General features: G+C 55.7%; 25 protein-coding genes. 13 read left to right on the top strand and 12 right to left on the bottom strand.

The genetic code is table 11. From position 1 onward, the window contains the following. Positions 1-25: 25 nt before the first annotated feature. Positions 26-589, bottom strand: coding sequence for a CAP domain-containing protein (locus tag RBB44_RS15745; RefSeq protein WP_306148780.1), 564 nt, complete (start codon positions 587-589; stop codon positions 26-28). Between the two features lie 2 nt (positions 590-591). After that, complete coding sequence (locus tag RBB44_RS15750; RefSeq protein WP_306148636.1) at positions 592-1,428, bottom strand: phosphodiesterase; 837 nt, start codon at positions 1,426-1,428, stop codon at positions 592-594. Between the two features lie 240 nt (positions 1,429-1,668). Between RBB44_RS15750 and RBB44_RS15755 the strand changes: the two genes are divergently transcribed. The 4 genes from RBB44_RS15755 to RBB44_RS15770 all read left to right on the top strand — a co-directional run bounded on the left by RBB44_RS15755 (position 1,669) and on the right by RBB44_RS15770 (position 5,416). Then, complete coding sequence (locus RBB44_RS15755) at positions 1,669-3,384, top strand: glycosyltransferase family 39 protein (protein ID WP_306148637.1); 1,716 nt, start codon at positions 1,669-1,671, stop codon at positions 3,382-3,384. After that, on the top strand, positions 3,371-4,267 hold the full coding sequence (locus RBB44_RS15760) for a phosphatase PAP2 family protein (protein WP_166672638.1): 897 nt from the start codon (positions 3,371-3,373) through the stop codon (positions 4,265-4,267). The genes RBB44_RS15755 and RBB44_RS15760 overlap by 14 nt, the downstream gene beginning before the upstream one ends. A 9-nt stretch (positions 4,268-4,276) precedes the next feature. Further along, positions 4,277-5,038 carry a glycosyltransferase family 2 protein gene (locus tag RBB44_RS15765; RefSeq protein WP_306148638.1) on the top strand — a complete coding sequence of 254 codons (762 nt, stop codon included), beginning with the start codon at positions 4,277-4,279 and terminating at the stop codon, positions 5,036-5,038. Between the two features lie 63 nt (positions 5,039-5,101). After that, on the top strand, positions 5,102-5,416 hold the full coding sequence (locus RBB44_RS15770) for a lipid-A-disaccharide synthase N-terminal domain-containing protein (protein WP_008191718.1): 315 nt from the start codon (positions 5,102-5,104) through the stop codon (positions 5,414-5,416). Positions 5,417-5,459: 43 nt separating this feature from the next. On the opposite strand, the gene RBB44_RS15775 is transcribed toward RBB44_RS15770, so the two are convergent. Beyond that, the gene (locus RBB44_RS15775) at positions 5,460-6,311 is read right to left on the bottom strand and encodes a PhzF family phenazine biosynthesis protein (RefSeq protein WP_306148639.1); all 852 of its coding nucleotides are present in this window, start codon (positions 6,309-6,311) and stop codon (positions 5,460-5,462) included. A gap of 100 nt (positions 6,312-6,411) precedes the next feature. Then, positions 6,412-7,587 carry a cystathionine beta-lyase gene (gene metC / locus RBB44_RS15780; RefSeq protein ID WP_306148640.1) on the bottom strand — a complete coding sequence of 392 codons (1,176 nt, stop codon included), beginning with the start codon at positions 7,585-7,587 and terminating at the stop codon, positions 6,412-6,414. Positions 7,588-7,818: 231 nt separating this feature from the next. Here metC and RBB44_RS15785 point away from each other — a divergent pair, with 231 nt between their 5' ends. From RBB44_RS15785 to RBB44_RS15810, 6 genes are all read left to right on the top strand, one after another. Beyond that, on the top strand, positions 7,819-8,835 hold the full coding sequence (locus tag RBB44_RS15785; protein ID WP_306148641.1) for an amino acid ABC transporter substrate-binding protein: 1,017 nt from the start codon (positions 7,819-7,821) through the stop codon (positions 8,833-8,835). 392 nt (positions 8,836-9,227) lie between these two features. Continuing rightward, positions 9,228-10,244 (top strand): amino acid ABC transporter substrate-binding protein, encoded by a 1,017-nt coding sequence (locus RBB44_RS15790; RefSeq protein WP_209002198.1) that lies wholly within the window; start codon positions 9,228-9,230, stop codon positions 10,242-10,244. A 245-nt stretch (positions 10,245-10,489) separates the two neighbouring features. Continuing rightward, positions 10,490-11,695, top strand: a complete 1,206-nt coding sequence (locus RBB44_RS15795) for an amino acid ABC transporter permease (RefSeq protein WP_371932272.1) — start codon at positions 10,490-10,492, stop codon at positions 11,693-11,695. A 10-nt stretch (positions 11,696-11,705) separates the two neighbouring features. Then, on the top strand, positions 11,706-12,857 hold the full coding sequence (locus RBB44_RS15800) for an amino acid ABC transporter permease (protein WP_306148642.1): 1,152 nt from the start codon (positions 11,706-11,708) through the stop codon (positions 12,855-12,857). Positions 12,858-12,924: 67 nt separating this feature from the next. After that, positions 12,925-13,728 (top strand): amino acid ABC transporter ATP-binding protein, encoded by an 804-nt coding sequence (locus tag RBB44_RS15805; protein WP_133947151.1) that lies wholly within the window; start codon positions 12,925-12,927, stop codon positions 13,726-13,728. 317 nt (positions 13,729-14,045) lie between these two features. Beyond that, on the top strand, positions 14,046-15,380 hold the full coding sequence (locus RBB44_RS15810) for a globin-coupled sensor protein (RefSeq protein ID WP_306148643.1): 1,335 nt from the start codon (positions 14,046-14,048) through the stop codon (positions 15,378-15,380). A gap of 63 nt (positions 15,381-15,443) precedes the next feature. Here RBB44_RS15810 and RBB44_RS15815 read toward each other — a convergent pair whose 3' ends face one another. After that, positions 15,444-16,064, bottom strand: a complete 621-nt coding sequence (locus RBB44_RS15815; RefSeq protein ID WP_306148644.1) for a TetR/AcrR family transcriptional regulator — start codon at positions 16,062-16,064, stop codon at positions 15,444-15,446. 75 nt (positions 16,065-16,139) lie between these two features. On the opposite strand from RBB44_RS15815, the gene RBB44_RS15820 reads away from it, so the two are divergent. Further along, the gene (locus tag RBB44_RS15820) at positions 16,140-16,955 is read left to right on the top strand and encodes an HD domain-containing protein (RefSeq protein ID WP_306148645.1); all 816 of its coding nucleotides are present in this window, start codon (positions 16,140-16,142) and stop codon (positions 16,953-16,955) included. Positions 16,956-17,010: 55 nt separating this feature from the next. Here RBB44_RS15820 and sseA read toward each other — a convergent pair whose 3' ends face one another. The 7 genes from sseA to RBB44_RS15855 all read right to left on the bottom strand — a co-directional run bounded on the left by sseA (position 17,011) and on the right by RBB44_RS15855 (position 23,181). After that, positions 17,011-17,856: a 3-mercaptopyruvate sulfurtransferase gene (gene sseA / locus RBB44_RS15825; protein ID WP_306148646.1), complete on the bottom strand. Its 846-nt coding sequence runs from the start codon at positions 17,854-17,856 to the stop codon at positions 17,011-17,013. Continuing rightward, positions 17,853-18,341 (bottom strand): GFA family protein, encoded by a 489-nt coding sequence (locus RBB44_RS15830; protein WP_306148647.1) that lies wholly within the window; start codon positions 18,339-18,341, stop codon positions 17,853-17,855. The genes sseA and RBB44_RS15830 overlap by 4 nt, the downstream gene beginning before the upstream one ends. 21 nt (positions 18,342-18,362) lie before the next feature. Next, positions 18,363-19,079 (bottom strand): alanyl-tRNA editing protein, encoded by a 717-nt coding sequence (locus RBB44_RS15835; RefSeq protein WP_306148648.1) that lies wholly within the window; start codon positions 19,077-19,079, stop codon positions 18,363-18,365. Positions 19,080-19,177: 98 nt separating this feature from the next. Next, positions 19,178-19,825 carry a LysE family translocator gene (locus RBB44_RS15840; protein ID WP_306148649.1) on the bottom strand — a complete coding sequence of 216 codons (648 nt, stop codon included), beginning with the start codon at positions 19,823-19,825 and terminating at the stop codon, positions 19,178-19,180. Positions 19,826-19,916: 91 nt separating this feature from the next. Next, the gene (locus tag RBB44_RS15845) at positions 19,917-20,477 is read right to left on the bottom strand and encodes a GNAT family N-acetyltransferase (RefSeq protein ID WP_306148650.1); all 561 of its coding nucleotides are present in this window, start codon (positions 20,475-20,477) and stop codon (positions 19,917-19,919) included. Between the two features lie 120 nt (positions 20,478-20,597). Beyond that, positions 20,598-22,112: a cardiolipin synthase gene (gene cls / locus RBB44_RS15850; RefSeq protein WP_306148651.1), complete on the bottom strand. Its 1,515-nt coding sequence runs from the start codon at positions 22,110-22,112 to the stop codon at positions 20,598-20,600. Positions 22,113-22,146: 34 nt separating this feature from the next. Further along, a complete protein-coding gene (locus RBB44_RS15855) occupies positions 22,147-23,181 on the bottom strand; it encodes a cysteine synthase A (protein WP_306148652.1) in 1,035 nt (344 codons plus the stop codon). 314 nt (positions 23,182-23,495) lie between these two features. Here RBB44_RS15855 and RBB44_RS15860 point away from each other — a divergent pair, with 314 nt between their 5' ends. Further along, entirely contained in the window at positions 23,496-24,146 is a 651-nt protein-coding gene (locus RBB44_RS15860; protein ID WP_306148653.1) for a ChrR family anti-sigma-E factor, read from the top strand. Between the two features lie 61 nt (positions 24,147-24,207). Then, complete coding sequence (locus RBB44_RS15865; RefSeq protein WP_306148781.1) at positions 24,208-25,005, top strand: SDR family NAD(P)-dependent oxidoreductase; 798 nt, start codon at positions 24,208-24,210, stop codon at positions 25,003-25,005. The last annotated feature ends 100 nt before the right edge of the window (positions 25,006-25,105 follow it).

Below are 25,105 nucleotides of genomic sequence, written 5' to 3' on the forward strand. Positions count from 1 at the left end.
AGCACTTTGATCCTGTTGCAGTCTGTTAATTGACGGGGACCGGCCGGCCGTCGGCTTGCGGCCGCGCCAGCGTCATGACCCAGAAATTCCGCCATTTTCCATTGCTGCGATTGGTGCGGGCAATTCCTACACGCGTCACATACGGATTGAGCAAGTTCTTGTTGTGGCCTTCGGAACCTTGCCAGCCGCGGAAAGCTGCAGGCAGATCCGCATAGCCGGCACCCAGATTTTCTGCAGCTGCGTAATTCGGGTACCGCGCCTTGTCGAGCCGCTGGGAAAGACCGAAGGCGCTGTGCTGCCAGGTGTCCATGCTGTCGCGTTTGGCAATATGCCGCGCCATATCTTGCGAGACACCATCAAGCGCCGGATCGTGACGCAAGGCCGGAAGACCATTCTTTGCGCGATAGGCATTCACCATCGCCATGAGAGAAGAGGTGCTGACATCGACATCTGTAAAGACCGGCCGGTCTTCCAATTCGCCTTGACCGCCAGGCAGCGCACCGCAGCCTGCCAAGAAAGCAAGGAGCAAGACCAAGGGCAGGGTGCGCAGGCACTGAATAGCTCTGTTTTTCTGGCTGCCGAAAATCATTGTCACGCGTCATCTCCGGGCCAGGAAACACCCTCATCGGCAAAGAAGTGATGCGGTCCGGGATATGCTTCGACATAGGCCATATGGGTCACTGTGCCTGCTTGCGGCGTATGGTGATGAAGGAAATATGCGGGCGGTTCGAAGTTGAACATCGGCGGCCCATCTTCGGTCAAATCCAAGACGACCTGGTGGCCCGTACTGGGGGCGAGCGTCATGATCTTGCCTGCGAACTCCGCGATGATCGGGCGGTGCAAATGGCCGCAAAGCAGCCGCTGAATGTGCTTATGCGGGCCGATCACCTCTGCGAGCGCACCGGCGTCATTCAAGCCGATTGCATCCATGTGCTGAATGCCGCTGAGGGCAGGCGGGTGGTGGAGGGCGATAAGCGTCGGCCGATTGTCCTCCGAGAGACGATCTGACAGCCATTTCAGCTGCGGTGTGCCGAGTTTGCCATTCGGTTTTCCGGGGATGTTCGTATCAAGCGCGATAAGCCGGAGATCGCCAATTTCGGCGGTGTAGCAGAGCTTGCCCTCTACGTCGCCGTCCATGCCCGGAAACCCGGACATCTCGCGCCGCATATCGGCGCTGCCGTCATGATTGCCGGGGATCATGAACACTGGCATGGCGAGCCGCGACAGGGTCTGCCGGGCAAGTGCATATTCCCGCGGATCGCTTTTGTCTGTGAGGTCTCCGGTCAAAACGACTGCGTCCGGGCGTGGCGTCAGGCCATTCAAGGCCGGGATCGCCCGTTCCGCCAGCATGTTGGTATCGGAGACGCGATAGCAGGCAAGTCCGCGCGGACGAAGATGCAAATCGGTAATATGTGCAATGAGTGCCATATGATTGCCAAAGGAATGTTGCGAGGAATCGTCCCCATGACGATAGCTTCACAGAGTTTGGGTGCAAGCAGTGTTTCCCTTTTCAAAAAGCTCATGTAGGAGATGCACACACATTCTTTTTGAAAGGCTGGGATCAAGCCCGTTTGATCCTCGCGGAATCGGGTCGTAATGGCAGAAACGCAATCGGCAGCGGCAAACAGCGCGCAACCGGAGCAGGATCCGGAAAAGTCCGGAAATCAAATGAAAAAGCCGATATGGCTGCGCATCTTCGGCCATGATGTAACTGCACCGCTCCTGCTGCTCGCGTTAGCGCTTGTTTTGTTCGTTCCAGGTCAGTGGACTGTACCACCTCTGGACCGCGATGAGCCGCGTTTCACGCAAGCGACCAAGCAAATGCTCGAAACTGGCGACTATGTCGATATCCGTTTCCAGGATCAGGCGCGTCACAAGAAGCCGGTTGGCATTTATTGGCTGCAGGCGGCTGCCGTCAAACTGACAGGCCATGATGCATCGGCTGCGCTTTGGGTCTATCGTTTGCCGTCCATTATCGGCGCGACCTTGAGCGTTGTGGCAGTGTTTTGGTTGGCAAGAGCCTTCATGGGCCCCTCAGGAGCGCTTGTTGCTGGTTCCTTTGTTGTGCTTGCCATTATCCTTGGCGTTGAAGCGCGGCTTGCGAAAACCGATGCCACCCTTTTTGCAACGATTGTTATCGCTCAGGGCGCTCTCGCGCGGCTCTGGCTGAGGAACAGCTCCGATAGGGCTTGGGGCCTTGCTTTTGTGTTCTGGACCGCGCTTGCGGCAAGTGTCTTGGTCAAGGGACCAGTTGGCCCGATGGTCGTCGGGTTCACGGTTGTTGGCTTGATCATCACCAGCCGCAATTTGAGCTGGTTCAAGGGGGCCGTCCCGCTGGCCGGTTTCATCTGGTTTTTCTTGCTTGTTCTGCCTTGGTTCGTCGCCATTTGGATCGCAACAGACGGCACATTCTTTACAGAAGCGATCGGCAAGGATCTACTCGGCAAGGTGTCTGAAGGGCAGGAAGGGCATGGGGCCCCGCCGCTGACCCATCTCGGTGCCATGTTTGGTGTCTTTTGGCCGCTTCCGGCATTCTTCCTGATTGCTTTGCCGATGATGTGGCGCGAGCGGAAAAGCCCTTTGGTGATCTTTGCAGCTTGCTGGTTCTTCCCAAGCTGGGTGGTGTTTGAACTCGTTGCGACGAAGCTGCCGCATTACACCATGCCCTTGATGCCTGCACTGATTTTGCCTGTGGCGGCGGCCCTGATCGAAGGCGCCGGTTTCCAAACGGCGAAATGGCTACGTTGGGTGGCGGCGATCTTGTTGGCGGTGCCCGCCATAGGAATTGCGGCCGCCGCCTTTGGAGGCCCGTTTGCGCTTGGTATCTGGCCATCACCTCCAGGGGCGATTGTCACCGGGATTGGCGCAGTTTTTGCCGTCTTTGCCGCTACCCGTCTGCTCCGTGGACCGGCGCTCTATGCTCTGCCAGCCACAACGCTGACCGCAATTTGCGTTGCCATCGGTGTATGGGGTTTTTCAGGACCGGCACTGACCACGATCTGGGTTAGTCCGAGGCTTGTGACTGCGATGGACGAGATCCCGGGGTGCGCAAATCGGGATGCCCGGCAAGTGGTCACGACCGGCTTCCACGAGCCGAGCTTTATCTTCCTGGAAGGGACCAACACCAAGATCGTGCCGGAGGCTGAAGCCGCCGATTTCCTCGCGCAAGTTAAGGCGGGAGAGAGTGGTGTTTGCCGGATCGCAGCAATCGAGAGCCGGCATGAAGAGGCGTTTTTGGCCGCAGCCAAGGAGAAGGGTCTTGTCCCCGTGGTGCGAAAAAGGGTAGACGGCCTGAATATCAACGGCGGCGATGATGTCGATATTGCGCTCTATCAGTCGGCCGCGGACGCAACAGACACACAAGGCGGCAATGAGCAGCAATAGTCGGATAAAATGGGTGCTGGAACGGATGCGCGGCAATGCCCGGCGCGCCATGATTCTTTATTCCAATCGCAAGGAGCGCGGTACCGCTCAGTTGCGGACATTGCCTCCGGGCCAACGGCCACAAGATATCCTTGCTGTTCTTCTTTTAACGGTGGGTGTCGCAGTCGTTGCCTTTGATGCGCCGACGTATCCTTGGCTGAACTCACTGCCGAACGAATACCGGACGGCCTTCCGCTCATTCACTGATTTGGGTAAGGCAGACTGGATCCTGATTTCAACGGGTGTTCCTTGTCTCTTTCTGCTCGCGCTCGACGCCGGCCGATATGCTTTCCGGATCCGGATGGCGATCGGCGCCGTCTTCACCTATGCGGCGTTCGTCTTCTACACGGTCGCAGCGTCCGGGATTGTGGTGCTGATCATCAAGTGGAGCCTTGGGCGCGCGCGTCCGAAATTGTACGAAGAGTTCGGCCCCGTTCATTTTGATTTCCTTGCTTTTCACGGCAAGTTCACGAGCTTTCCGTCCGGCCATTCCACAACAGTCGCCGCCCTTGCGACTGCGCTTTATTTCATCTTCCCGGCTTACCGGTGGTTGATTGTTGTCAGTGCGTTCTGGCTTGCATTCTCCCGGGTGATGGCGGGTGCGCATTACCCAAGTGACGTCATTGCCGGCACACTGCTCGGCATGACCTTCACCTTCTTCACCGTGCGTGCCATGGCCCGGCGCCGGATCGGTTTTCATATCGCGGAAAACGGCAATATCGTTCCGAACATGACCGCCATTTCGGCCAAGGCAAGCGCGCGAGCCGTTTGGCAGGTTTTGCGCGGACAACGCGGAGCGCAGCGTATCGTTCCAGGCCGGGCTGCGGCCAACGAGGCGGACTGAGTGGATGTCATGACACAGAGTTACTTGGAGGCCTTGGCCGCGACAAAGGGCGGGATTGCCGTCACCGTGGTTGTTCCTGCCAAAGATGAGGCAGAGAACCTTGCCATTCTTCTGGATGAGATTGAAACGGCACTCAGCGGACGGACGTTTGAAGTCATTGTGATCGACGACGGATCATCTGACGGTACCGACATTGTTCTTCAGGACTACGCGGCAACGCATGACTGGCTGCGTCCGGTTCGGCACGAAAAGTCTTGCGGTCAGAGCTGTGCAGTACGCACCGGACTTCAGCATGCGCGTGGTGACGTCGTCGCCACCATTGATGGAGACGGGGAAAACAATCCCGCATATATCCCGCAGTTGCTCGATGCACTTGAAGCCGCAGGGCCGTCTGCTGCGCTTGCTGCAGGTCAAAGACTGGGCCGGAAAGCAAGTCTTGCAAAACGGTATGCCTCCAAGTTCGCGAACAAACTGCGGGGCGCCATCTTAAAGGACAACACCCGCGACAGCGGCTGCGGTCTCAAAGCGCTGCGCCGTGAGGTCTTCCTTCAGCTTCCGTATTTTGACAGCTGGCACCGGTTTCTCCCGGCATTGGTGATCCGCGAAGGATACAATGTGGTGCATATTGACGTTCAAGACCGGCAACGGCGCCACGGGACCTCGAAATACGGTATCTTCGACCGGGCGTTGGTCGGAGTGTTGGATTTGTTTGGTGTGTGGTGGTTGCGCCGCCGCCGCAAAAAAATTCCGGTTGTCCGGCCATTGACCTGATTTGACGCCACAATTTCCGAGCAGAAACGCGCCGCTGGCGTATCAAGGTAACTGGAATTCGACATGGCTGCCCTCATAGACTGGTTTCATGCAGTCTTCATTGCACAGTTTGATTTTTGGCTGATCTTCGGTCTGGCTGCGCAATCAATGTTTATGATGCGCTTTGTTGTTCAATGGATGGCATCCGAACGTGTCGGACGATCCATTGTGCCGATCGCTTTTTGGTTCTTTTCGATTGCCGGCGGGATCATGCTGTTCACATACGGTGTGATCAAGAAGGAGCCGATCATCATTCTGGGGCAGGGACTCGGACTGGTGATTTACTTCCGGAACCTTTGGCTGATTTTCAAGGAAAAACGGCGCGATCCTGCAATCTGACCGCGCCGTAGTTCGTGTGATATTTTGAGTGATTAGGTTGTGATCAGTCTGTGAAATCGCTTTCGTTCATGACCCGGGCCGAACCGGAAACACGGATCGAACTTCCCTTTTGAGATCCGATCTCCGCAACGATCCGGCTGGGATGCCCCATGTCAAATCCCTGATTGATTTCGATGCGGCCCTGATGCGGCCAACCAATGTCCCGCAGATATCCGGCATAGGCAGCGCTGGCAGCCCCAGTTGCCGGATCTTCATAGACCCCGCCCGAGGCAAAGGCATTGCGTGTATGGAAGAGTTGTGGCGTTTCGCTGAAGGCGATTAGAATCGTAACCCACCCATGCTTTTCCATCAGTTTACGTCCCGCTTCCTGATCATAGGTCATGTCCGAGACGGCCTCGCGTGAGTTAAGCGTCAGCGCAAAATGATCTGCGCCGCCGTGGACGAGCGCTGGCGGGATACGGATATCGATCTGATCTTTCGTGTAGCCGAAGAGATCCATAACCTCGCTCACAACATCATCCGGTGCTGGTTGGTTTTTTGTCGGCGGAGATTGGAGGGCGGCTTCCACGAGTTCGCCTGAGACCGCGCCTTCCACGGAGATTTCAGCTTCGTTGAGCTTCAGATTGTAGCGCCCTGGACCGAATTCGCGGGTGAGGGCGGATCCGAGTGCGATGGTCGCGTGACCACAAAACGGCACTTCTGATTGCGGCGAGAAATAGCGGACCCGCCAGGCCCCGTCGCCTTGAGGCGCAGCAAATGCGGTTTCGGAAAAGCCGACATCCGCTGCGATGGCCCGCATGTCTTCGACCGACGGATGCGTGTTACTGATGAGCACACCGGCCGGATTGCCGCCGGTGTCGCCATCTGAAAATGCGGAAATGCGCTGAATGTCCATGGTGGGAGCCTTTGTGTGTTTTCGGTTCCCACCATTTTGTGACAAGCAAGACTGATCACAACAGGTTCCATCCATGAAACTTGTTAATGGAATCCATCAATTATGCGAAAGCCTTGTCGAGTGCTTGGCCAAGATCCCTGATCAGATCCTCTGGATCTTCAAGGCCGATGTGAAGGCGAACAGAGTGAAGATCCGGATCTACATTTGTCGCCGAACGCATGCCTTTCAGTCGAACCGGTATCGCAAGACTTTCAAATCCGCCCCAGGAATATCCGAGACCAAACAGGGTCAGGGCGTCGAGAAACGCATAGGCCTGGCCTTGTGTTGTCCCAGTCGCAAAGTCGAAACCGCACAGGCCCGACGCCCCGCTGAAGTCACGCTTCCAGATCTCATGGCCGGGATCGCTCTCAAGCGCTGGATATCTGATCGCGCTGATGGCGGACTGCGCCTTCAGCCAATCAAGTACCACAGCTGTGTTTTTCTGATGCCGCTCCAGGCGGACCGACAGGGTTCGAAGCCCGCGCAAACCCAAATAGACATCGTCAGGACCGACATGGCTGCCCATTGCGCCATGGAGCGTGTCCAGTTTGTGCCACGCCTTTTCGCTGGCAGCGATCGTGCCGAGCATGACATCTGAATGGCCGACAATGTATTTCGTGCCCGCCTGAATGGAGAGATCAACGCCGAATGCAATTGGCTGGCAATAGAGCGGGCTGGCCCAGGTGTTGTCCATGAGCACGGTCGCATCGATTTCGTGCGCGGCTGCCGCAATTGCTGGAACGTCCTGCATTTCGAAGGTGAGGGAGCCTGGGGCCTCAGTAAAGACTGCAGTGGTGTTCGGTTTGAAGAGCGATTTGATGTCCGCACCAACAGCCGGATCGTAATACTCAACTTCGACGTTGAGGCCTGGCAGGACGGTATCTGCAAAATGACGGGTCGGGCCGTAAGCCGTATCGGCGATCAGCATATGATCGCCTGCCTTCACGCAGGATAAAATCGCCAACGCTATGGCGTTCAGGCCGGAGTTGGCCAGTTTCACGCCAGCCGCGCCTTCAATTTCCTTCAAGGCGTCTTCAAGGGAATCAGTGGTTGGATTGCCGCGGCGTGCATAGGAGTACGTCTGCGCGCCCGTCACCATGGTCTTGGTGTCGGGATAGAGCACTGTGGAGGCATGGACGACTGGCGGATTGACAAACCCATGGAACCCGGACGGATCCCGGCCGCTGTGCGCAAGAACGGTTTCAATGCTTCTTTTATTGTCCGTCGTATTCGTCATCTATCCTTTAGTCCGCTTTGGCTGTTTTGTTTTTCCATGTCGGCACTCAGCACCGGCTCAATGCCAACGAGCTGATCATGTGATGCGCCGATCGGCTTTCTGATCGCGAAATTGCGTCAAATCGCTGTTTTTCCCAAGACATTTTTTCATTGGTATTCGTGATTTGTTGCAATGGTCCTTTGAAAGGCAGGGATTTGCGAGCCCTATTTCGCGCCTCAGGAGGACTGAAAAATGAAAAACACTTTCAAAAGCCTGGTGGTTGCGGCCGCCTTTTCCGGCGCTGCCTTTCCCGCTTCTGCGTCAACACTCGAGCAGGTCAAGGAGAACGGTTACTTCACCTGTGGTGTGAGCCAGGGCAATCCCGGGTTTTCCAACCCGGACAGCGATGGGAACTGGAGTGGACTGGATGTCGACTACTGCCGAGCGATTGCCGCAGCCGTTCTCGGGGATCCGACTGCAGTCAAGTTCCGGCCATTGTCATCACCTGAACGGTTCGCGGCTCTACAATCCGGCGAAATTGATGTTCTGTCGCGCACGACAACATGGACTATGTCGCGTGACACGAACCTTGGCGCCAACTTCGCCGGTGTTATGTACTACGACGGCCAGGCGATGATGGTCCGCAAGGAGCTTGGGATTACATCGGCCATGGAACTTGCCGGCGCCTCGGTCTGTACGGCGACTGGAACCACGACGGAACTCAACGTCGCCGACTTCTTCCGGGTCAACAGCATGGAGTACGAGGTCGTTGCCTTTGAAAAAAACGATGAGGTGACACAAGCCTATGATGCTGGCCGGTGTGACGTCTATACGACCGACAAATCGGGTCTGCACGCCAACCGCTTGAAGCTGACCAATCCGTCCGAGCACATGATTTTGCCAGAGGTCATTTCAAAAGAGCCACTGGGCCCGGTGGTCAGGCAGGGCGACGACCAGTGGTTCAATATTGCGAAATGGACCTTGAACGTTCTGATTAACGCAGAAGAACTCGGTGTGACCCGGGCAAATTTCACAGACATGGCATCTTCCGATAATCCAGCTGTAAAACGGCTGCTTGGGGTGGAAGGCAACTTCGGCGGTGCGCTCGGACTTGATCAGGACTGGGCCGTCCGCATCATAAGCGCGGTCGGCAATTACGGAGAAATCTTCGCGCGCAACGTTGGTGTTGATACCCCGCTTGGAATTGAGCGAGGTTTGAATGCGTCCTGGATGGACGGCGGTATTCTTTACGCCCCACCGGTTCGGTAAAAAGGCCTTGGTCCGATGCTTTTACACGAGTGCATCGGACCTCACTTTGCGGCGTTTCAGGTCTTTCCGTAGGGGACGAAGCCTTAGCGAACAAAAACGAATGATTACGTAATGGGCAGCCAATGAGGCGAAACTAGACATGTTCGCGTTTTGTGCAGCCATGGTAACCGTATTCCTACTTCGGCCCGAGAATTTTAACGAGATATCGTCAGCAAGTACTTGACCCGAACACGCAAATGCCATCGTATGGGGGCTGTTGGATCGGGGGGATGATTTCCGGAGGAACCAGCGCTTTGCGCTGGAATTTGCCCGCAATGTCGGGCGAAGAGGACATCAACTCATACCGGCCAGCTAAATAAAAGTTATGGGTAACAAATAAAGGCTGCATATCCATGTCTAACAAAATCCTTCCGCTCGTACTCGGCGCCGCTATGGGTGTCGCTGCGACAGCTGCTGGTGCGACGACGCTGGAAGACGTCAAGGGCAAAGGCTTCATCCAGTGTGGTGTGAGCCAGGGTCTGCCGGGCTTCTCAAACCCGGATGCACAGGGGAACTGGACCGGTCTCGACGTTGATCTCTGCCGCGCAATGGCTGCTGCAGTGTTCGGCGACGCTTCTGCCGTTAAATTCACCCCGCTTTCTGCTAAAGAGCGCTTCACTGCTCTGCAGTCCGGCGAAGTTGACGTTCTGTCCCGGAACACCACCTGGACCATGTCCCGCGACACTCAGCTTGGTCTGAACTTCGCTGGCGTCAACTACTACGACGGTCAGGGCTTCATGGTCCGCAAGGATCTGGGCGTGACCTCTGCTCTGGAACTGTCCGGCGCATCTGTCTGCACCAACACCGGTACAACCACCGAGCTGAACGTTGCTGACTACTTCCGTGCGAACAACATGCCGTACGAAATCGTCGCTTTCGAAAAAGCTGACGAAGTTGTCGCTGCATACGACGCTGGCCGTTGTGACGTTTACACCACGGACGCATCCGGCCTGTACGCTCAGCGCCTGAAGCTGACCAACCCGGGCGACCACATGGTTCTGCCGGAAATCATTTCCAAAGAGCCGCTTGGTCCGGTTGTTCGTCAGGGCGACGATGAGTGGTTCAACATTGCTAAGTGGACCCTCAACGCAATGATCAACGCCGAAGAAATGGGCGTGACCTCTGCAAACGTTGACGAAATGAAGGGTTCTGACAACCCGTCCGTCAAGCGTCTGCTGGGCGCTGAAGGTGCATTCGGTGAGGCCATCGGCCTGTCCAACGACTGGGCTTACAACATCATCAAAAACGTTGGTAACTACGAAGAAAGCTTCAATGCCAACGTCGGTCCGGACACTCCGCTCGGCATCTCCCGCGGCGTGAACGCTCTGTGGTCGAACGGTGGTTTCCTGTACGCTCCGCCGGTACGCTAATCCTCTGATTTAAAGAGGTTTTTGGGGTTCCGGCGGCATGACTGCCGGAACCCTCAATAAATTCTGCGCCAAAATAACCGGAAATCATCCGGACAGTGCGCGGGGAACAAACCTGCTTTCTGCCGATAGGGGACGCTGAACAAGCGTTGAGATGGAAAGCAGACGACGCCACGTCCACGGCTTGCGGACACTTGATCTGCCACATATGCCGGGCGTGATAACTTGGGCGAGGTTCTATGTCAGTCATGGAGCAGGACTCGGCGGGGGCGCCGGCGCGTGCTTCGCTGGTGAATGATCCGAAGGTACGCGGGCTGTTTTATCAGGCACTCCTGATCGCAGCTTTGGTCTTCTTCGGATACTTCATAGTGACGAACACGGTAGCCAACCTGGAGCGGCAGAACATTGCCTCCGGTTGGGGTTTCGTTGAAAATACGGCCGGTTTTGGCATCATCCAATCCTTGGTTCCGTATGCCGAAACGTCTACTTATGGCCAGGCGATTTTCGTTGGCTTTCTCAACACACTTATGGTCGCAGTCGTCGGGATCTTTTTTGCGACCATCATCGGATTTGTCGTTGGTATTGCGCGGCTGTCCAACAACTGGGTCATCAACCAGATCGCGTATTGGTACGTCGAGCTGGTCCGAAATGTTCCACTTCTTCTCCAGATCTTCTTCTGGTACTTCGCCGTTCTGCGCGCGGTGCCGGGCAAGCGGGAAAAGTGGTCCTTGTTTGACACCTTCCATCTGAACATTGCCGGGCTGCGGATGCCCAAGCCCATTTGGGAAGACGGCTCCGGGTTTATCGGCATTGCATTGATCATTGGTATCGTCGCGTCGGTTGTGGTCTCCAGATGGGCACGTAAACGCCAGGACGAAACAGGACAGCAATTCCCGGTCTTCTGGACAGCGCTCGGATTGATCATTGGGTTGCCGGTCATCACCTATTTCGTGACCGGAATGCCGATGTATCTTGAGCATCCGAACTTCGTCGAAACAGGTCCGATCCTGCGCCGCGGCTTTGAGCTGGGTGTCGGTTTCAACCTGATCCCCGAGTTCCTTGCTCTGACAACTGCTCTCGCGATCTATACGGCTGCATTCATCGCGGAAATCGTCCGGGCAGGCATTCAGGCTGTCAGCCACGGCCAGACCGAAGCATCGCACGCTCTAGGCCTGCGTAACGGTCCGACCCTTCGTCTTGTGGTCATTCCGCAGGCGATGCGGGTCATCATTCCGCCGCTGACCAGCCAATACCTGAACCTGACGAAAAACTCGTCCCTTGCTGTGGCCATTGCCTTCCCGGATCTCGTATCCGTGGGCGGTACTGTTCTCAATCAGACCGGTCAGGCGATTGAGATCATTGCGATCTGGATGGCGGTTTATCTGTCGCTCAGTCTGATCACCTCAGCCTTCATGAACTGGTACAACCAGCGCATGGCGCTCGTGGAACGGTAAGGAGAGCGACATGTCAAAATCTGAAATGTTCCAAGTTCGAACGGAAGAGGCGCCGCTCCTGCCGGCGCCGATCTCCACCACCGGTGTCATCGGTTGGATGCGGCAGAACCTGTTCTCGTCCATCGGCAACACCATTCTGACCGTGATCGGGGTGCTGCTCGCTTATTCGATGCTCGCGCCGTTTATCCAGTTCGCGTTTATCGACGCGGTCTGGACCGGCGACAATCGTGAAGCGTGTCTGCCCCAAGATGGCGGCCATAGCGGCGCTTGCTGGGCGTATGTCGAAGCATACTTCCCGCAATTCATCTATGGCCGGTATCCGGTTGAAGAGCGTTACCGGGTGGACATCGTTTACGCGCTGTTTGCTCTGCTCCTAGTGCCACTGGCGATCCCGAGCGCACCGTTCAAGAAGATCAACGCGATCCTCTTCCTTGTGGTGTTCCCGATCATTGCCTACTTCCTGCTGACCGGTCTGGTCATCGGCGACAACGTTGTTCTGCCGATTGTCGAGACTGCAGTTTGGGGTGGTCTGCTTGTGACCTTGGTCATTGCGGTGACAGGTATCGTGGCGTCTTTGCCCTTGGGTGTGGCGCTCGCGCTTGGACGCCGTTCCAAGATGCCGATCATCAAGCTGGTCTCGATCATCTTCATCGAGTTCTGGCGCGGTGTGCCGCTGATTACCGTGTTGTTCATGTCCTCGGTGATGCTGCCACTCTTCCTGCCGGAAGGGGTGACCTTCGACAAGCTCTTGCGGGTTCTGATCGGGGTGACGCTGTTCTCGGCAGCCTACATGGCAGAAGTGGTCCGCGGCGGTCTTCAGGCGATCCCGAAGGGGCAGTATGAAGGCGCAATGGCGCTTGGTCTTAGGTTCTGGCCGATGATGTATCTCATCATCCTGCCGCAGGCTCTGAAGCTTGTGATCCCGGGGATCGTCAACACCTTCATCGGCCTGTTCAAGGACACCACACTGGTTCTGATCGTCGGCATGTTCGACCTTCTTGGCCAGATTCAGTCGTCCTTCACGGATCCGACGTGGTCGACACCCAGCCAGGGCCATACCGGTTACCTTTTTGCAGCGATCATCTTCTTCGTGTTCTGCTTCGGCATGTCGCGATATTCCATCTATATGGAGAAGAAGCTGCACACCGGACACAAACGATAACGCTCTTCCGGGGCGCGCGGGATGAAATCGCTGCGCCCCGGTCCAAAGACACTCTTGGAGTAAATCAATGACCGAAAACGCTGTACGCGACGATGACTTGGCTGCCGATCGCACCAAGATGAAGGTCTCCGACACGGACGTCGCCATCGAAATCAAGAACATGAACAAGTGGTACGGGGACTTCCACGTGCTGCGCGACATCAACCTGCGTGTGATGTCCGGCGAACGGATCGTCATCTGCGGCCCTTCCGGGTCCGGCAAGTCAACGATGATCCGTTGCATCAACCGTCTGGAAGAACACCAGGCCGGGCAGATCATCGTGGAAGGTACGGAACTGACCGATGATCTGAAGAAGATCGACGAGATCCGCCGTGAAGTCGGCATGTGCTTTCAGCACTTCAATCTGTTTCCGCATCTGACCATTCTTGAAAACTGCACCTTGGCACCGATCTGGGTTCGCAAGATGCCGAAGAAGGAAGCTGAAGATATTGCGATGCACTATCTTGAGCGGGTCAAGATCCCCGAGCAGGCGCTGAAATACCCAGGTCAGCTCTCCGGTGGTCAGCAGCAGCGTGTGGCAATTGCCCGCTCGCTCTGCATGAACCCGAAAATCATGCTGTTTGATGAGCCGACCTCGGCGCTTGATCCGGAGATGATCAAGGAAGTGCTCGACGTGATGGTTGGTCTGGCTGAAGAAGGTATGACCATGCTTTGCGTGACTCACGAAATGGGCTTTGCCCGTAAGGTTGCCAACCGGGTGATCTTCATGGATGCCGGCCAGATCGTTGAGCAGAACGAGCCGGAAGAGTTCTTCACCAATCCGCAGCACGAGCGGACGAAATTGTTCCTCAGCCAGATCCTTCATCACTGACGGATCCTGGCGAACCAAACACACTCTTGGAAATCCCGGACTTATCGTCTGGGATTTTTTTATCTTTTGTCGTGAAATGCCAAACCAACGTTTCTGAAGAACCCAAAAATAGGCTCCAAAACGACCGCGAATCGTCCATCTAAACTTATTTAAGTGACTACAAAATAGGCATTATTCAGCCTGTCTTGGTAGATCTGCGTATGCGAAAAGTAACGAAAATTGCTGAAACTATTGGTAGTTATTTCTAGGTGGTTTGCAATTTATAATATGTTTAGCATTTCAATATGACCTAACGGCAGTATGTTGCGAGGGCTGCCATGTCTGAAACCGATTTTGATCATCGTCTGAAATTTGCAGAAATTGATTCCAAAACCATCTCGGCACTGAAGAAAACATGGCCGGTTATTCAGCCGGCTCTGGATGAATTGCTTGCCGGTTTTTATGCGCACATAAAGGCTGAGCCTCATATGGCCAACATGGTCGGCGATCAGCAGCCGCGCCTGGTGGGTGCGCAAAAGAGCCACTGGGAAAAACTCTTCTTGAGCGGTTTTGACAAGGACTATCAGGAAAGCATCAACCGGATTGGGCACATTCATTGCCGGATTGGTCTCGAGCCCCGCTGGTATATTGCTGGTTACAAGTTTGTCCTGACACGCCTACACAAACATCTGGTCAAGAAATACCGGACGTCCTTTACCGACCTTGGTAATGTTCTGGAACACGTTACCGCGGCGGTCATGTTCGACATGGATCTGGCCATTTCAACTTATGAAGAACAACTGTTGTTGGAGCGGGCTGAGCAGGCAAACAAGTTGAACAGAGCGATCGAGCAGTTTCGGGAGAAAATAGAAAAGCCACTGAAGGATGCCGATGAGGGCGCCCGGATTGTGACTAGCGAGGCTGCTCAGCTTGAAAGCGTCTCCCGGGATGCACAGGACCAAATCTCAAGCGCGGAAACCGTGTCGAAGGATTCCAGTGACAGTGTGCAAACGGTCGCAGCGGCAACGGAAGAGTTGTCCAGCTCCATCCAGGAGATCTCGAAGCAGATTGTTGGTGCGTCCAGAATTGCCAGCGAGGCGTCGGCCGGAACCGAAAGGTCGAGCGACCAGGTGGCCAGCCTTGCAGGCGCTGCGCAAAAGATCGGTGATGTGGTCGGGTTGATCCAGGCAATCGCGGAACAGACCAATCTTTTGGCGCTCAATGCGACCATTGAGGCTGCACGGGCTGGGGATGCGGGAAAAGGCTTTGCTGTTGTCGCTGCCGAGGTCAAGGAACTTGCACAACAGACGGCCAAGGCGACAGAAGAAATCAGTCAGCAGGTCTCTGAAATTCAGGAATCGACTGATGGGGCGGTTGGATCCATTCAGTCCATCGCTGAAGTGGTCAAACAGCTTGACGAAATGACATCTTCCATTGCGGCAGCCGTTGAAGAGCAGGGCGCTGCGACCCAAGAAATTTCACACAGTGTCCAAACCGTTGCGAACGGTGCGCAGACCCTTGAGGAGAACATCGAAGGTGTTGGGCATGCGGTTGTGGCAACGGACCGAGCAGCCGTGAATTTCAAAACCGCGGCTGACCGGATGAACACGAGCGTTTTTGTGATTTCCGATGAGATCAAAAACTTCTTTGAGACCTTACGAACTGGAACATGAGCTCAGGAAACAACACTGATTGGTCAGGGCTGTTGATAGCGCGCAGTGCGCCCGTTGAGTGCATCAGCCGGAATCCTCGGGCAAGAGCCGGTCGACCATGTTTCCAGCCAGGGCTTTCAGGGACTTTGTGTTTTCGCCCGCGCGTGCACGAACTGAGATGCCGTGGAGCATCACCGCAAACTGCTGGCCAATCTGAGCGGCCTCTTCTGTCTCAAAGCGGTTTTTGCTCCCGGCTTCTATAAGGCGCGCGAAACCGCGATCCATTCGGCCCATCACCTTGTTCAAGGCATCAGCAAACTCTGGATCCTGGGTCGTCTCGGCCGGGAGGGTGGAGATTGCAAGGCAGCCAAACCTCGAGGCGGACACTGGTGTCTTGCCGGTGTAGAGATCGATTGCAGCAGATAAGATTGCCTTGAACCGCGCGTTCAATGAGCCATCGAAGTCACCCGCTGCTGACAGGTGTGCCTGCATCATGTCGGCAAAGCGGTTTATCACCTTCAGATACATGTCTTTTTTGCTGCCAAAGGCAGCATAAAGGCTCGGTCGGTTGAGGTTGGTTGCCTCAGCTATCTGGTCGAGGCTCGTGGCTGAATAACCGTGCTCCCAAAAGACCTGCATGATCTTGTCGAGAATTGCGGTCTCATCGAAAGACCGGGGACGGCCGCGTTTTCGTTCCTTTATCATTCTGTAACGCTTCGCATAAAAAACTCGACCTGTCTATTTTTATGCGATACGGTACAAATAAATAGAGGAGCTGATATGACCACCATCTGTCAAACAAAACGCAAGGCGCCAATTATGGGATCTCTGGCCTGGGGCGAGAGAAAAGGTGCGTTCAGTGAAGGCCGGTTAACGCGGGCCGAGAAGGTTACAGTCATTGGAAACATGGCTCGGATGAGCCTGCTGCAGGCATTGGACCAGGCGTCAGACAAATTGGGTCTGATGAATGCCTATGGGGCCGATCTTGAAGGCTTGTTGCCGCTCCAAACCCGGCTGGTATCCGACAGTGAGGCGCTTGCTTCAGAAAAACTTGGAACAGATGTTCTGGAACACAGCTGGCGGACCTACTATTGGGCGATGTGCCTTGCGGGCTATAAGAAGATCGATGTTGACCGGGAAATCCTGTTTTCGGCGGCGATGCTCCACGACCTTGGAATGGCCAAGGACCGCCCGGTTCATCCGGGCGCTTGTTGTTTCACCGTTCATGGTGCAAAGCGCAGCAAGGATCTTCTTGTCTCCCAAGGGCACGATCCGGCAAAAGCGCGGAAGATTGGAGAAGCAATCGGGCTGCACTTGAACGGGTATGTCTCGCGCCGGCTTCACGGTGCAGAGGCGCATCTGCTTTCAAGAGGTGCTATGTGTGACGTCTTCGGTATGGGCCGGACGCGCATCGCTGGATCGACCCGCCGTGAGGTCCAGAAACGTCATCCGAAGGGCGATCTCATGAATGGTCTGGAGATCTGGCCCGGACACCATCTTCAGGGAACACGTGGCGACTTTCTGATCCGGGTTGGCGGAAAGCACCACACCGCTACGATTCCCAAAGACAAGTTGCTCGCAGCGCCCCGGACCTAAGATCGTTCCGGTTATGCGGCGGCGCGATTTGGCCCCAGCGTATTCAGCCCATATCCTAGTTCGGACCAGTAACAACGTCCGTGTCGTCGCGCGCACCCCATTCAGACCAGGACCCGTCATAAAGGCTTACGTCCCGGGTTCCGAGAACTGTGAGTGCGAGGGTCAGGATGGCGGCGGTGACACCGGACCCGCAGGTGGTCGTGACCGGCCGGGACAGGTCGACGCCGGCGTTTTTGAAGGCCTGCTCCAGGCCGTCGCGTTGTTTGAACGTGCCGTCTTCGGAAATCAGGTCCGTGAATGGCAGGTTCAGCGCATTCGGCATATGTCCGCTGCGCAAACCCTGACGCGGCTCTGGAGCGTCTCCGGCAAATCGGGCGGCAGACCGGGCATCGAGAATTTGCCCGTTTCCGGATGCGCTCAAGGCTTTGATAGCAGACAGATTGGCAACAGCGCTGTGGTCGAGCCGTGCCGAGAAGTGGCGTTCCGGCCGCCGGACAGGATCATCGTTGACTGGCCGGTTTTCGGCCTGCCATTTAGGCATGCCGCCGTCCAGAACATAGACGTTTTCAACGCCAAACGTCCGAAATGTCCACCAGACACGGGCCGCGGAATAAAAGCCAAAGTCATCATAAACGACGATGGTCTGGCCATCCCCGATCCCGAGCTTGCGCATGGCGGAGGAAAAGACGTGCGGGGCCGGCAGCATATGCGGCAGGTCGCTGTTCTTGTCGCAGATCTCATTGACGTCAAAAAACACAGCGCCCGGGATATGGCTATCCGGATAGACCGGTTTGGCGTCCGGCGTCGTTACCGGCGGCATCCAGGCATTGACGACAACCACATCCGGTGCATCCAGATGATCGGCCAGCCAGTCTGTCGAGACAAGCGGATGATAGGTCATGAGGTGTCCTTGTTTTCGTAAAGGCCGTGGCGCTTGTGCCAGTCTTCGATGGAAAGCTCCGGATATTCCTGGAAATGGGCCTGATCGGGTCCTTGAGCAACCTCAACCCAGTCTGGTTTGCTCTCCAGGAGGATATGTACAGTCTCAGGTGGTTTCGGCAGCGCCGTATCGATGGCAGCTGCCAGCGGATGAACAAGGCCAGGCCACCGCGGGTCCCAAAGCCAGAGATGGCTGCCGCACCGTCCGCAGAACGAGCGCTCAGCGGGGCTCAAACCTGTCTCGAACTCCGCCTGATAGACTTTTCTCACTTTATGCGGGTCGTGGATCTGAAGGCTCTCAGCTTCGCCCATCAGATTGATCGCATAACCGCCGGCACCGGTTGTCTTCCGGCAGACCGAGCAATAACAGCGCATGTAAGGGTAGGGCGTCTTGCTCTCCACATCAAAGTGAATGGCGCCGCAATGGCAACTGCCGGATAGTTTCATGGCACATCCTCCCAAACAGTCTCAATCGGCGAGGCGAATCCGAACCCGTCTGTTCTGTTTGCCTTTTTTCTCGCTTTTGCCGAGTTCCAGAGGGCCGATTTCAGAAGTTTTCGAAACGTGGGTGCCTCCGCATGGTTGGAGATCAATATCCCCACCGATCCGGACCAGCCGTACCCGGCCGGCACCGCGCGGCGGCTGAACGGACATCGTTTTCACAAGCCCAGGGTTCGCGTCCAGTTCCTCATCGGTGATCCACTCAAACGCGACATCATGATCGCCGCCCGCAAGTTCCTTCAGTTTCTCGGCGACTTTTTCCTTGTCGAGCGCCGTGTCGCCCATATCGAAATCGAGCCGGCCTTCCCCGTCGCCGATTTGTCCTCCGGTTACCGGAAAGGGCAGCGCGACCGACAATAGATGAAGCGCCGTATGCATTCGCATCAACCGGTAGCGGCGCGCCCAATCAATATGGGCCGTCAGTTTTGTGCCCGGCTCCGGCAGTGTCTGTTCCTCTGCCGGCACGTGGACGATCGTTTTCTTGTCCGCGTCATAAACGGTCGTTGCAATCTCGATGCGGGCACCGTCATCAAGCTCCAGATACCCGGTATCTCCGGGCTGCCCGCCACCAGTTGCATAGAACACAGTTCGGTCCAGGACGATGCCGCCACGCTCGTTCACCGCCACAACATCCGCTTCGCAGCTGCGCAAATAGGCATCATCGCGGAAGAGGGGCGTGGTCATCTAAGCAACTCCTTGGAAGAAAACTGATTTTGCCCAAGAGTGCACAGCCGGAGAAATGGGTCAATCCGGTTTTGGGGTGAAAAGTCGCGCGAAACCGTTCAGGCGTTTGCCTTTGCGACCAGCAGCTTCAGTGCGAAGGTTCCCATGATCCCGGCGAACAGCCAGTCGAATGCGCGCATGAACGCTGGCGATGACTTTAGGAAACGTGAGAACGCGCCAGCGCCTAAAACCATCAGCACACAAATCGGCATCCCGAGCAGAACGAAATAGCCACCGAAAAACAGAAGTTTTGCAGTTGCATGCGGGTCGCTTGCCGACACGAATTGCGGAAGGAAGGTCACGAAAAACAGGACTATTTTCGGATTGAGAATGTTCACCCCAAGCCCCTGCAGCCAGACCCGGCGGAACGGCTGGGTTTTGCTTTCTGCGGCCTCAAGGGTGAGGGAAGTGCCTTTTCTGAGAGCCTGTATAGCAAGCCAAATCAGATACGCCGCGCCGACAAACTTCAGCACTGTAAATGCTGTCGCAGAGGCTGCAAGAAGCGCAGAAATGCCAATAGCTGCGAGGATCGTGTGGATGATCAACCCGGTCGTAGCCCCAAGGACCGCCGCAATCCCGGCTTTGCGTCCCTGGGTGAGCGTTTTGCTCATGAACAGGGTCATGTCCGGCCCTGGTGTGATTGTCAGGACCATAGCCGCGGCCGTAAAAGCTGCGAGAACCGATAAAGAGGGCAGAAAGTCGGGCATTGGACACCAAAGCGTAGGCGTTAGATGACCGCACAACACCTTATCACTCTGTCGGTGTCAAAGCATATTTGGTGAGAGCGGTCGACGCGGCCTAGACGCCCACGCGAATTGTCGCTCTCAGAATATTGCAAGGGTCGCCATAAAGCTTTTCCAGAAACGCGAGTGGTGAGGGACGTGCGACGGACAATGTGGCCTCCATGATCCCGCTGTCGATCGCAAGGTTCGCATCATGCAGTTTCGCAAGGTGTCTCATGCGGGTGTTTTCAAGAAGGCACAGCATATGGATGGTCTTGATCTGTCTGGTTTGGGCCGCGCCGATCATCCGATTGAACAGGGCTTTACCGATGCCTTTTTCTTGCCAGTCCCGTTCAACGACAAGCGCAAGTTCGGCTGCGCGCGGCCAACTGTTTTGCAGTTCGCGCAGTTCCGCCATTCCACGCAACTCGTGATCAGGAAAAGCGCCATACCCTATTGCGCCGGCTGAAAGAAGGGATTCGGCATATTGATCGACAAAACCGTCACTGACTTTTCCGGCAAACCTCAGCCGCCGGGTGTCGCTGTCAAGTCTTTGAAAATGTTCGGTGAGCCTGTCGCGGTCAGATTGCCACAGTCGTCTGATGCCGGGATGAGAAACAGCTAAGTTGTCGTTCATGTAAGGACCCTCTGTGTCTGCCGGTTTTCCGGCGATGAAAGTGTCCTCCCTGAAATCAGAGGTTAGTGCTGCAATGCGGCATAAACAGGGTCATATGGTTTTCGTGCAGTGTGCTTGACTTTACAGGATCGGAGACAACAGCCGGGCGCCTTGGGCGAGAACCTGGAAAATGTAACTGCGCGACTGGAAAGCATCCGGCCAGGTGAGGCGGGAATGCGCGAAATCTTCTTCAAGCATCTTCTCCACCTTTGTAATCAGCCGTTCATGGGTGAACCAGAGCGTGAGTTCAAAGTTGATCTGGAAGGACCTGTTGTCGAAATTCACCGTGCCGATGGACACCAGATCATCGTCAAGCAAGGTCACCTTCTGATGGAGGAAGCCATCCGTGTACCGATAGATCTTAACGCCTCTCTGGACGAGCGTATCCTCATAGGCATGGCTGGCGAGCCAGACTGTCCAGTGGTCGCGTTTTTCCGGTAGGAGAATGCGGACATCGACCCCGCGCATAGCGGCTGCGGCAAGTGCTGTTTGCACATCCAAAGAAGGCACCAGATAAGGTGTTGTGATCCAAAGTCTGTATTTTGCCTGCGCTGCGGCTTCAACAAAAGCAATTGCGCATTCTTCCAACTTGTCAGCTGGACCTGTTGGCATCACCAGCACGGACTCATCGCCCGGCATGGGAATTTCGCTCACCTGCGGCAGATCGATGTGATTGCCGCTCGCCCAGAGCCAGTCTTCCACAAATGACAAGGCGCAGGCGACCGCTGCCGGCCCTTCTATCCTCACATGGGTGTCGCGCCAATGGCCAAACCGTTTGCTCCGCCCGACATATTGATCCGCAACGTTATGGCCGCCGACAAATGCTTCGCGATAATCGATCACCACCAGTTTTCTGTGGTTTCGATAGTTGAGCCGCATTGGCCCCAAAACCCGCAGGAATTTGTGATTTTCGTTGAAGCCGCAAACCTTGATACCCGAGTCCGTCAGGCGTTCGATGTATTTATTGGAGAGCGAGTGGCTCCCGACATCATCATAGAGGAAGTAAATCTCCACTCCGTCCTTGGCTCGCGCGATTAGCGCATCGGCCATTTCCCGGCCAAGGGCATCATCGTGTATTGCAAAGAACTGAAAGAAGATAACGCTTTCGGCTCGGGCGATCCCGTCCTTGATCGCTGTGAAGGTTGCGTCGCCGTCGATCAGGAGTTCGGAAGTGTTGCCTGCAAGAAACGGCACGCCGGCAACACGGGAAAGCACGGGCCAATCCCGCGTTTCGTCGTGGTCTGTGAGACCAAGTTCATCGGCCCGGCGCGCTCGTTCGCTGCGGCCAAGTGTAATTTGAATTTTCGCGTAGTCGGAAAAGGACCGCCAGCCGAACACAAAATACAGCGGGACAGTGACATATGGGATGAAAAACAGAGACAGGAGCCAAGCAACCGAACCTTGTGAGGTGCGCGAGTACATAATCTCGCGAACCGCACAAATAATCGCTGTGATGTAAACAACCGCAAGCGCACCTGCGACCAGACCCAGGTTGTTTGCCACCATATCAACGACGGTTATGTCCGTGGCAGCATCCTGGATCACGCGCCTTGTATCGGCAATGCCGGTTTGAAGTGCAGGATCATGGGTCGACATGACTGGACCGGCTCGGTCTCCTCCTCATTGGAAGTTATGCGAAGGGCGGTTTCAGGTCGACTGTCCGCTCAAGCCAACCGGGCACCGGCAAGTTCTTGGCCCGCAGGAATTCTGGATTATAGAGTTTCGATTGGCTGCGGGTGCCATGGTCACAGAGGATGGTCACGATCGTGTGGCCCGGACCCATTTCCTTTGCCAAGCGCCTTGCGCCAGCAAGGTTGATCGCAGACGAGCCGCCGAGCAGCAGTCCTTCGTTTTCGGCAAGATCAAAGACAAGCGGCAGCGCTTCTTCATCCGGGATAGCATAGGGATGATCGACCTTGATATCGCCGACAATCACCGTTGAACGGCCAAGTCCAATGCCTTCTGCAATCGAACCGCCGTCGGTGGCCTTTGCTTCGCCATCTTTAAAGAGGTGATACATGCCTGCGCCCAGCGGGTCGGCGCATCCTATCGTAATGCCCGGCTTCTGCTCGCGCAGATACGTTGAAACGCCAGCAAGGGTTCCGCCGGAGCCGACGGCGCAAATGAACCCGTCAATCTTTCCGTCTGTCTGAGCAAGGATTTCCGGACCCGTTGTCAGATAGTGGGCTTTGCGATTGTCCAAATTGTTCCATTGATCCGCAAAGAGAACACCATTTGGTTCGGTCTTGGCCGTCTCTTCAGCAAGGCGGCGCGCCACGTGCTGGTAATTGTTCGGATCTTTGAAGGGTTTTGCCGGAACTTCAAGAAGCTCTGCGCCGCACATGCGCAGCATATCCTTCTTTTCCTGGGTTTGGGTTTCCGGAATAACGATTACGGTTCGATATCCGCGCGCACTTGCAACCAGCGCAAGGCCGATGCCGGTGTTCCCCGCAGTCCCTTCAACGATGACACCGCCGGGCTTCAGATCACCGCGTGCTTCGGCTTCCAGGATCATCTGACGGGCCGGGCGGTCCTTGACGGATTGTCCCGGGTTCATGAACTCGGCCTTGCCGAAAATCTCACAACCGGTTTCTTCGGACAGGCCCTTAAGGCGGATAAGCGGCGTATTACCGATGGCATCGACGACAGATGCGGACACAGACATTCAATTGATCCCGACAGAGTGGACAGCGGAGCGCTGTTCCATAGATTTCATAACGCGTTCAGCGCCGACGCTAATGGCACCGATAGGTCTTATCAAGCAAGCAATGTAAGTCTTTAACTGCGGATTGCTACATATTAAAATCGATATTTTTGGCGCTGTAAGCGTTTTCATTAAAAGTACTGGCTGAGTTGTTCTTCAGATCCCCTAGATCCCGAGGAAAATTCGGCTTATTTAGTTTTGCAAATGATCCAGATGCTGAATCAGGCCGTAGGCGAACTGTACTCTGGAAGCAAAAGGTAAGCATGAGATACGAGATGGAAAAGCACGTGACCGGAATGGATGAGTTGTTGGCTGGATACGCAGCCGGAACACTTACGTATCCGGCTCAAGCTCTGATTGGTGCTCACTTGGAATTGAGCGGCCAGAACCGGGGCTATGTCCATTCTCTTGAGACTCTTGCCAGCACGGGGATCGCTGATAGTGATCCTGTTGAATTTGCAGATCGCGATTCTGCCTTGGCCGCGATTTTTGAGAGTGAAGAGCCAATCCGGGACCTAGCCCCCAGGCGCACGTGCGAGAGTGATAGCCGTGTTCCCGAGTCGCTCCGTTCGATTATCGGCCCGTCGATGGACAACGTTGCCTGGAAAACACTTCTTCCTGGCGTGAAAGAATGCAAACTCGGCGAGATTGATGGCTGCGATGCCAGCCTCATCTGGGTCCGCGCAGGGCGCGCAATGCCGTCACATACACACCACGGGACTGAACTCACCCTTGTTCTCCAGGGCGGCTTTAAGGACACCGATGGTCACTATGTGACTGGCGACGTTGCCTTCGCCGACGACGATGTGGACCATCGCCCGATTGCGGACGACGGCGATGACTGCATTTGCTTTGCAGTGACCGCTGGGCGCCTGGAATTGACCGGGCCGGTTGGCCGCTGGTTCGCGCCTTTCATGCGCGGGTAATCAAACCATTTCTCCTGTCTTTGCGTATAGATAGCAGAGACTTAAGGAGACATCATTGCCCATAGTAAGTTATGTAGCAGCCCCGTCCGACGGGGCTGTTTGGATTACAGGCGCAAGTTCTGGCATTGGCCGGGAACTGGCGTTGGAGATGGCGCGGACCGGCTGGACGGTGGCAGTCACAGCGCGCTCAGAAGATGCATTGGCGGAGCTTAAAGACGCCGCATCTGATTTTTCTGGTTCCATTCAGGTTTATGCTGGCGATGTCGGCGATACCCCACTGATGGCGGCGCACTGCGCGTCTATCGCGGCCGAATACGGGCTTGCGTTGGTCGTTGCAAACGCCGGGATCTATCTGCCTCAAGATGGCCTCGACGGCGACGCGGAAGCCTACCGGAAAACGTTCGACGTGAACTTGATGGGCACGGTGAACGTCGTTCTGCCAGCTATCAATGTGATGAAGGTGGCAGGGCAGGGGCAGATCGCTATCGTGTCATCGGTTGCTGGTTATCGCGGTCTTCCAACCTCTGCTGCCTATGGGGCCAGCAAAGCTGCGCTGTTCAATTTCGCGGAAAGCCTTCGGTTTGATCTCGAGCGGGCCGGAATTCGTCTGCAAGTCATCAGCCCGGGATTTGTCGACACACCCGCAACCAAATCAAATCCGTTCCCGATGCCGCACCTGATTTCGCCTCAAGAGGCTGTCAGGGGGATCATCGACGGACTTCAGGACCGGAAGCACTTTGAGATCTCTTTTCCAAAGGCGTTTGTTCGCCAGTTGAAAGCAATCCAGTTTTTACCGTTCAACCTCTATTACAAACTGGTCCGCAAGACGACCGGATGGGATCAGAAGGGCAAGGCGTAAGCCGCCGGACATGGATCGGTAGGCCCCTTTGCACAAACGGCCATTCTCAAAGGTGACCCTCGACAGTAACGACCTGAATTCCGGTAAGGTCGGCAACCAG

The organism is Roseibium sp. MMSF_3247 (assembly GCF_030733765.1).
Taxonomy (GTDB): Bacteria; Pseudomonadota; Alphaproteobacteria; order Rhizobiales; family Stappiaceae; genus Roseibium.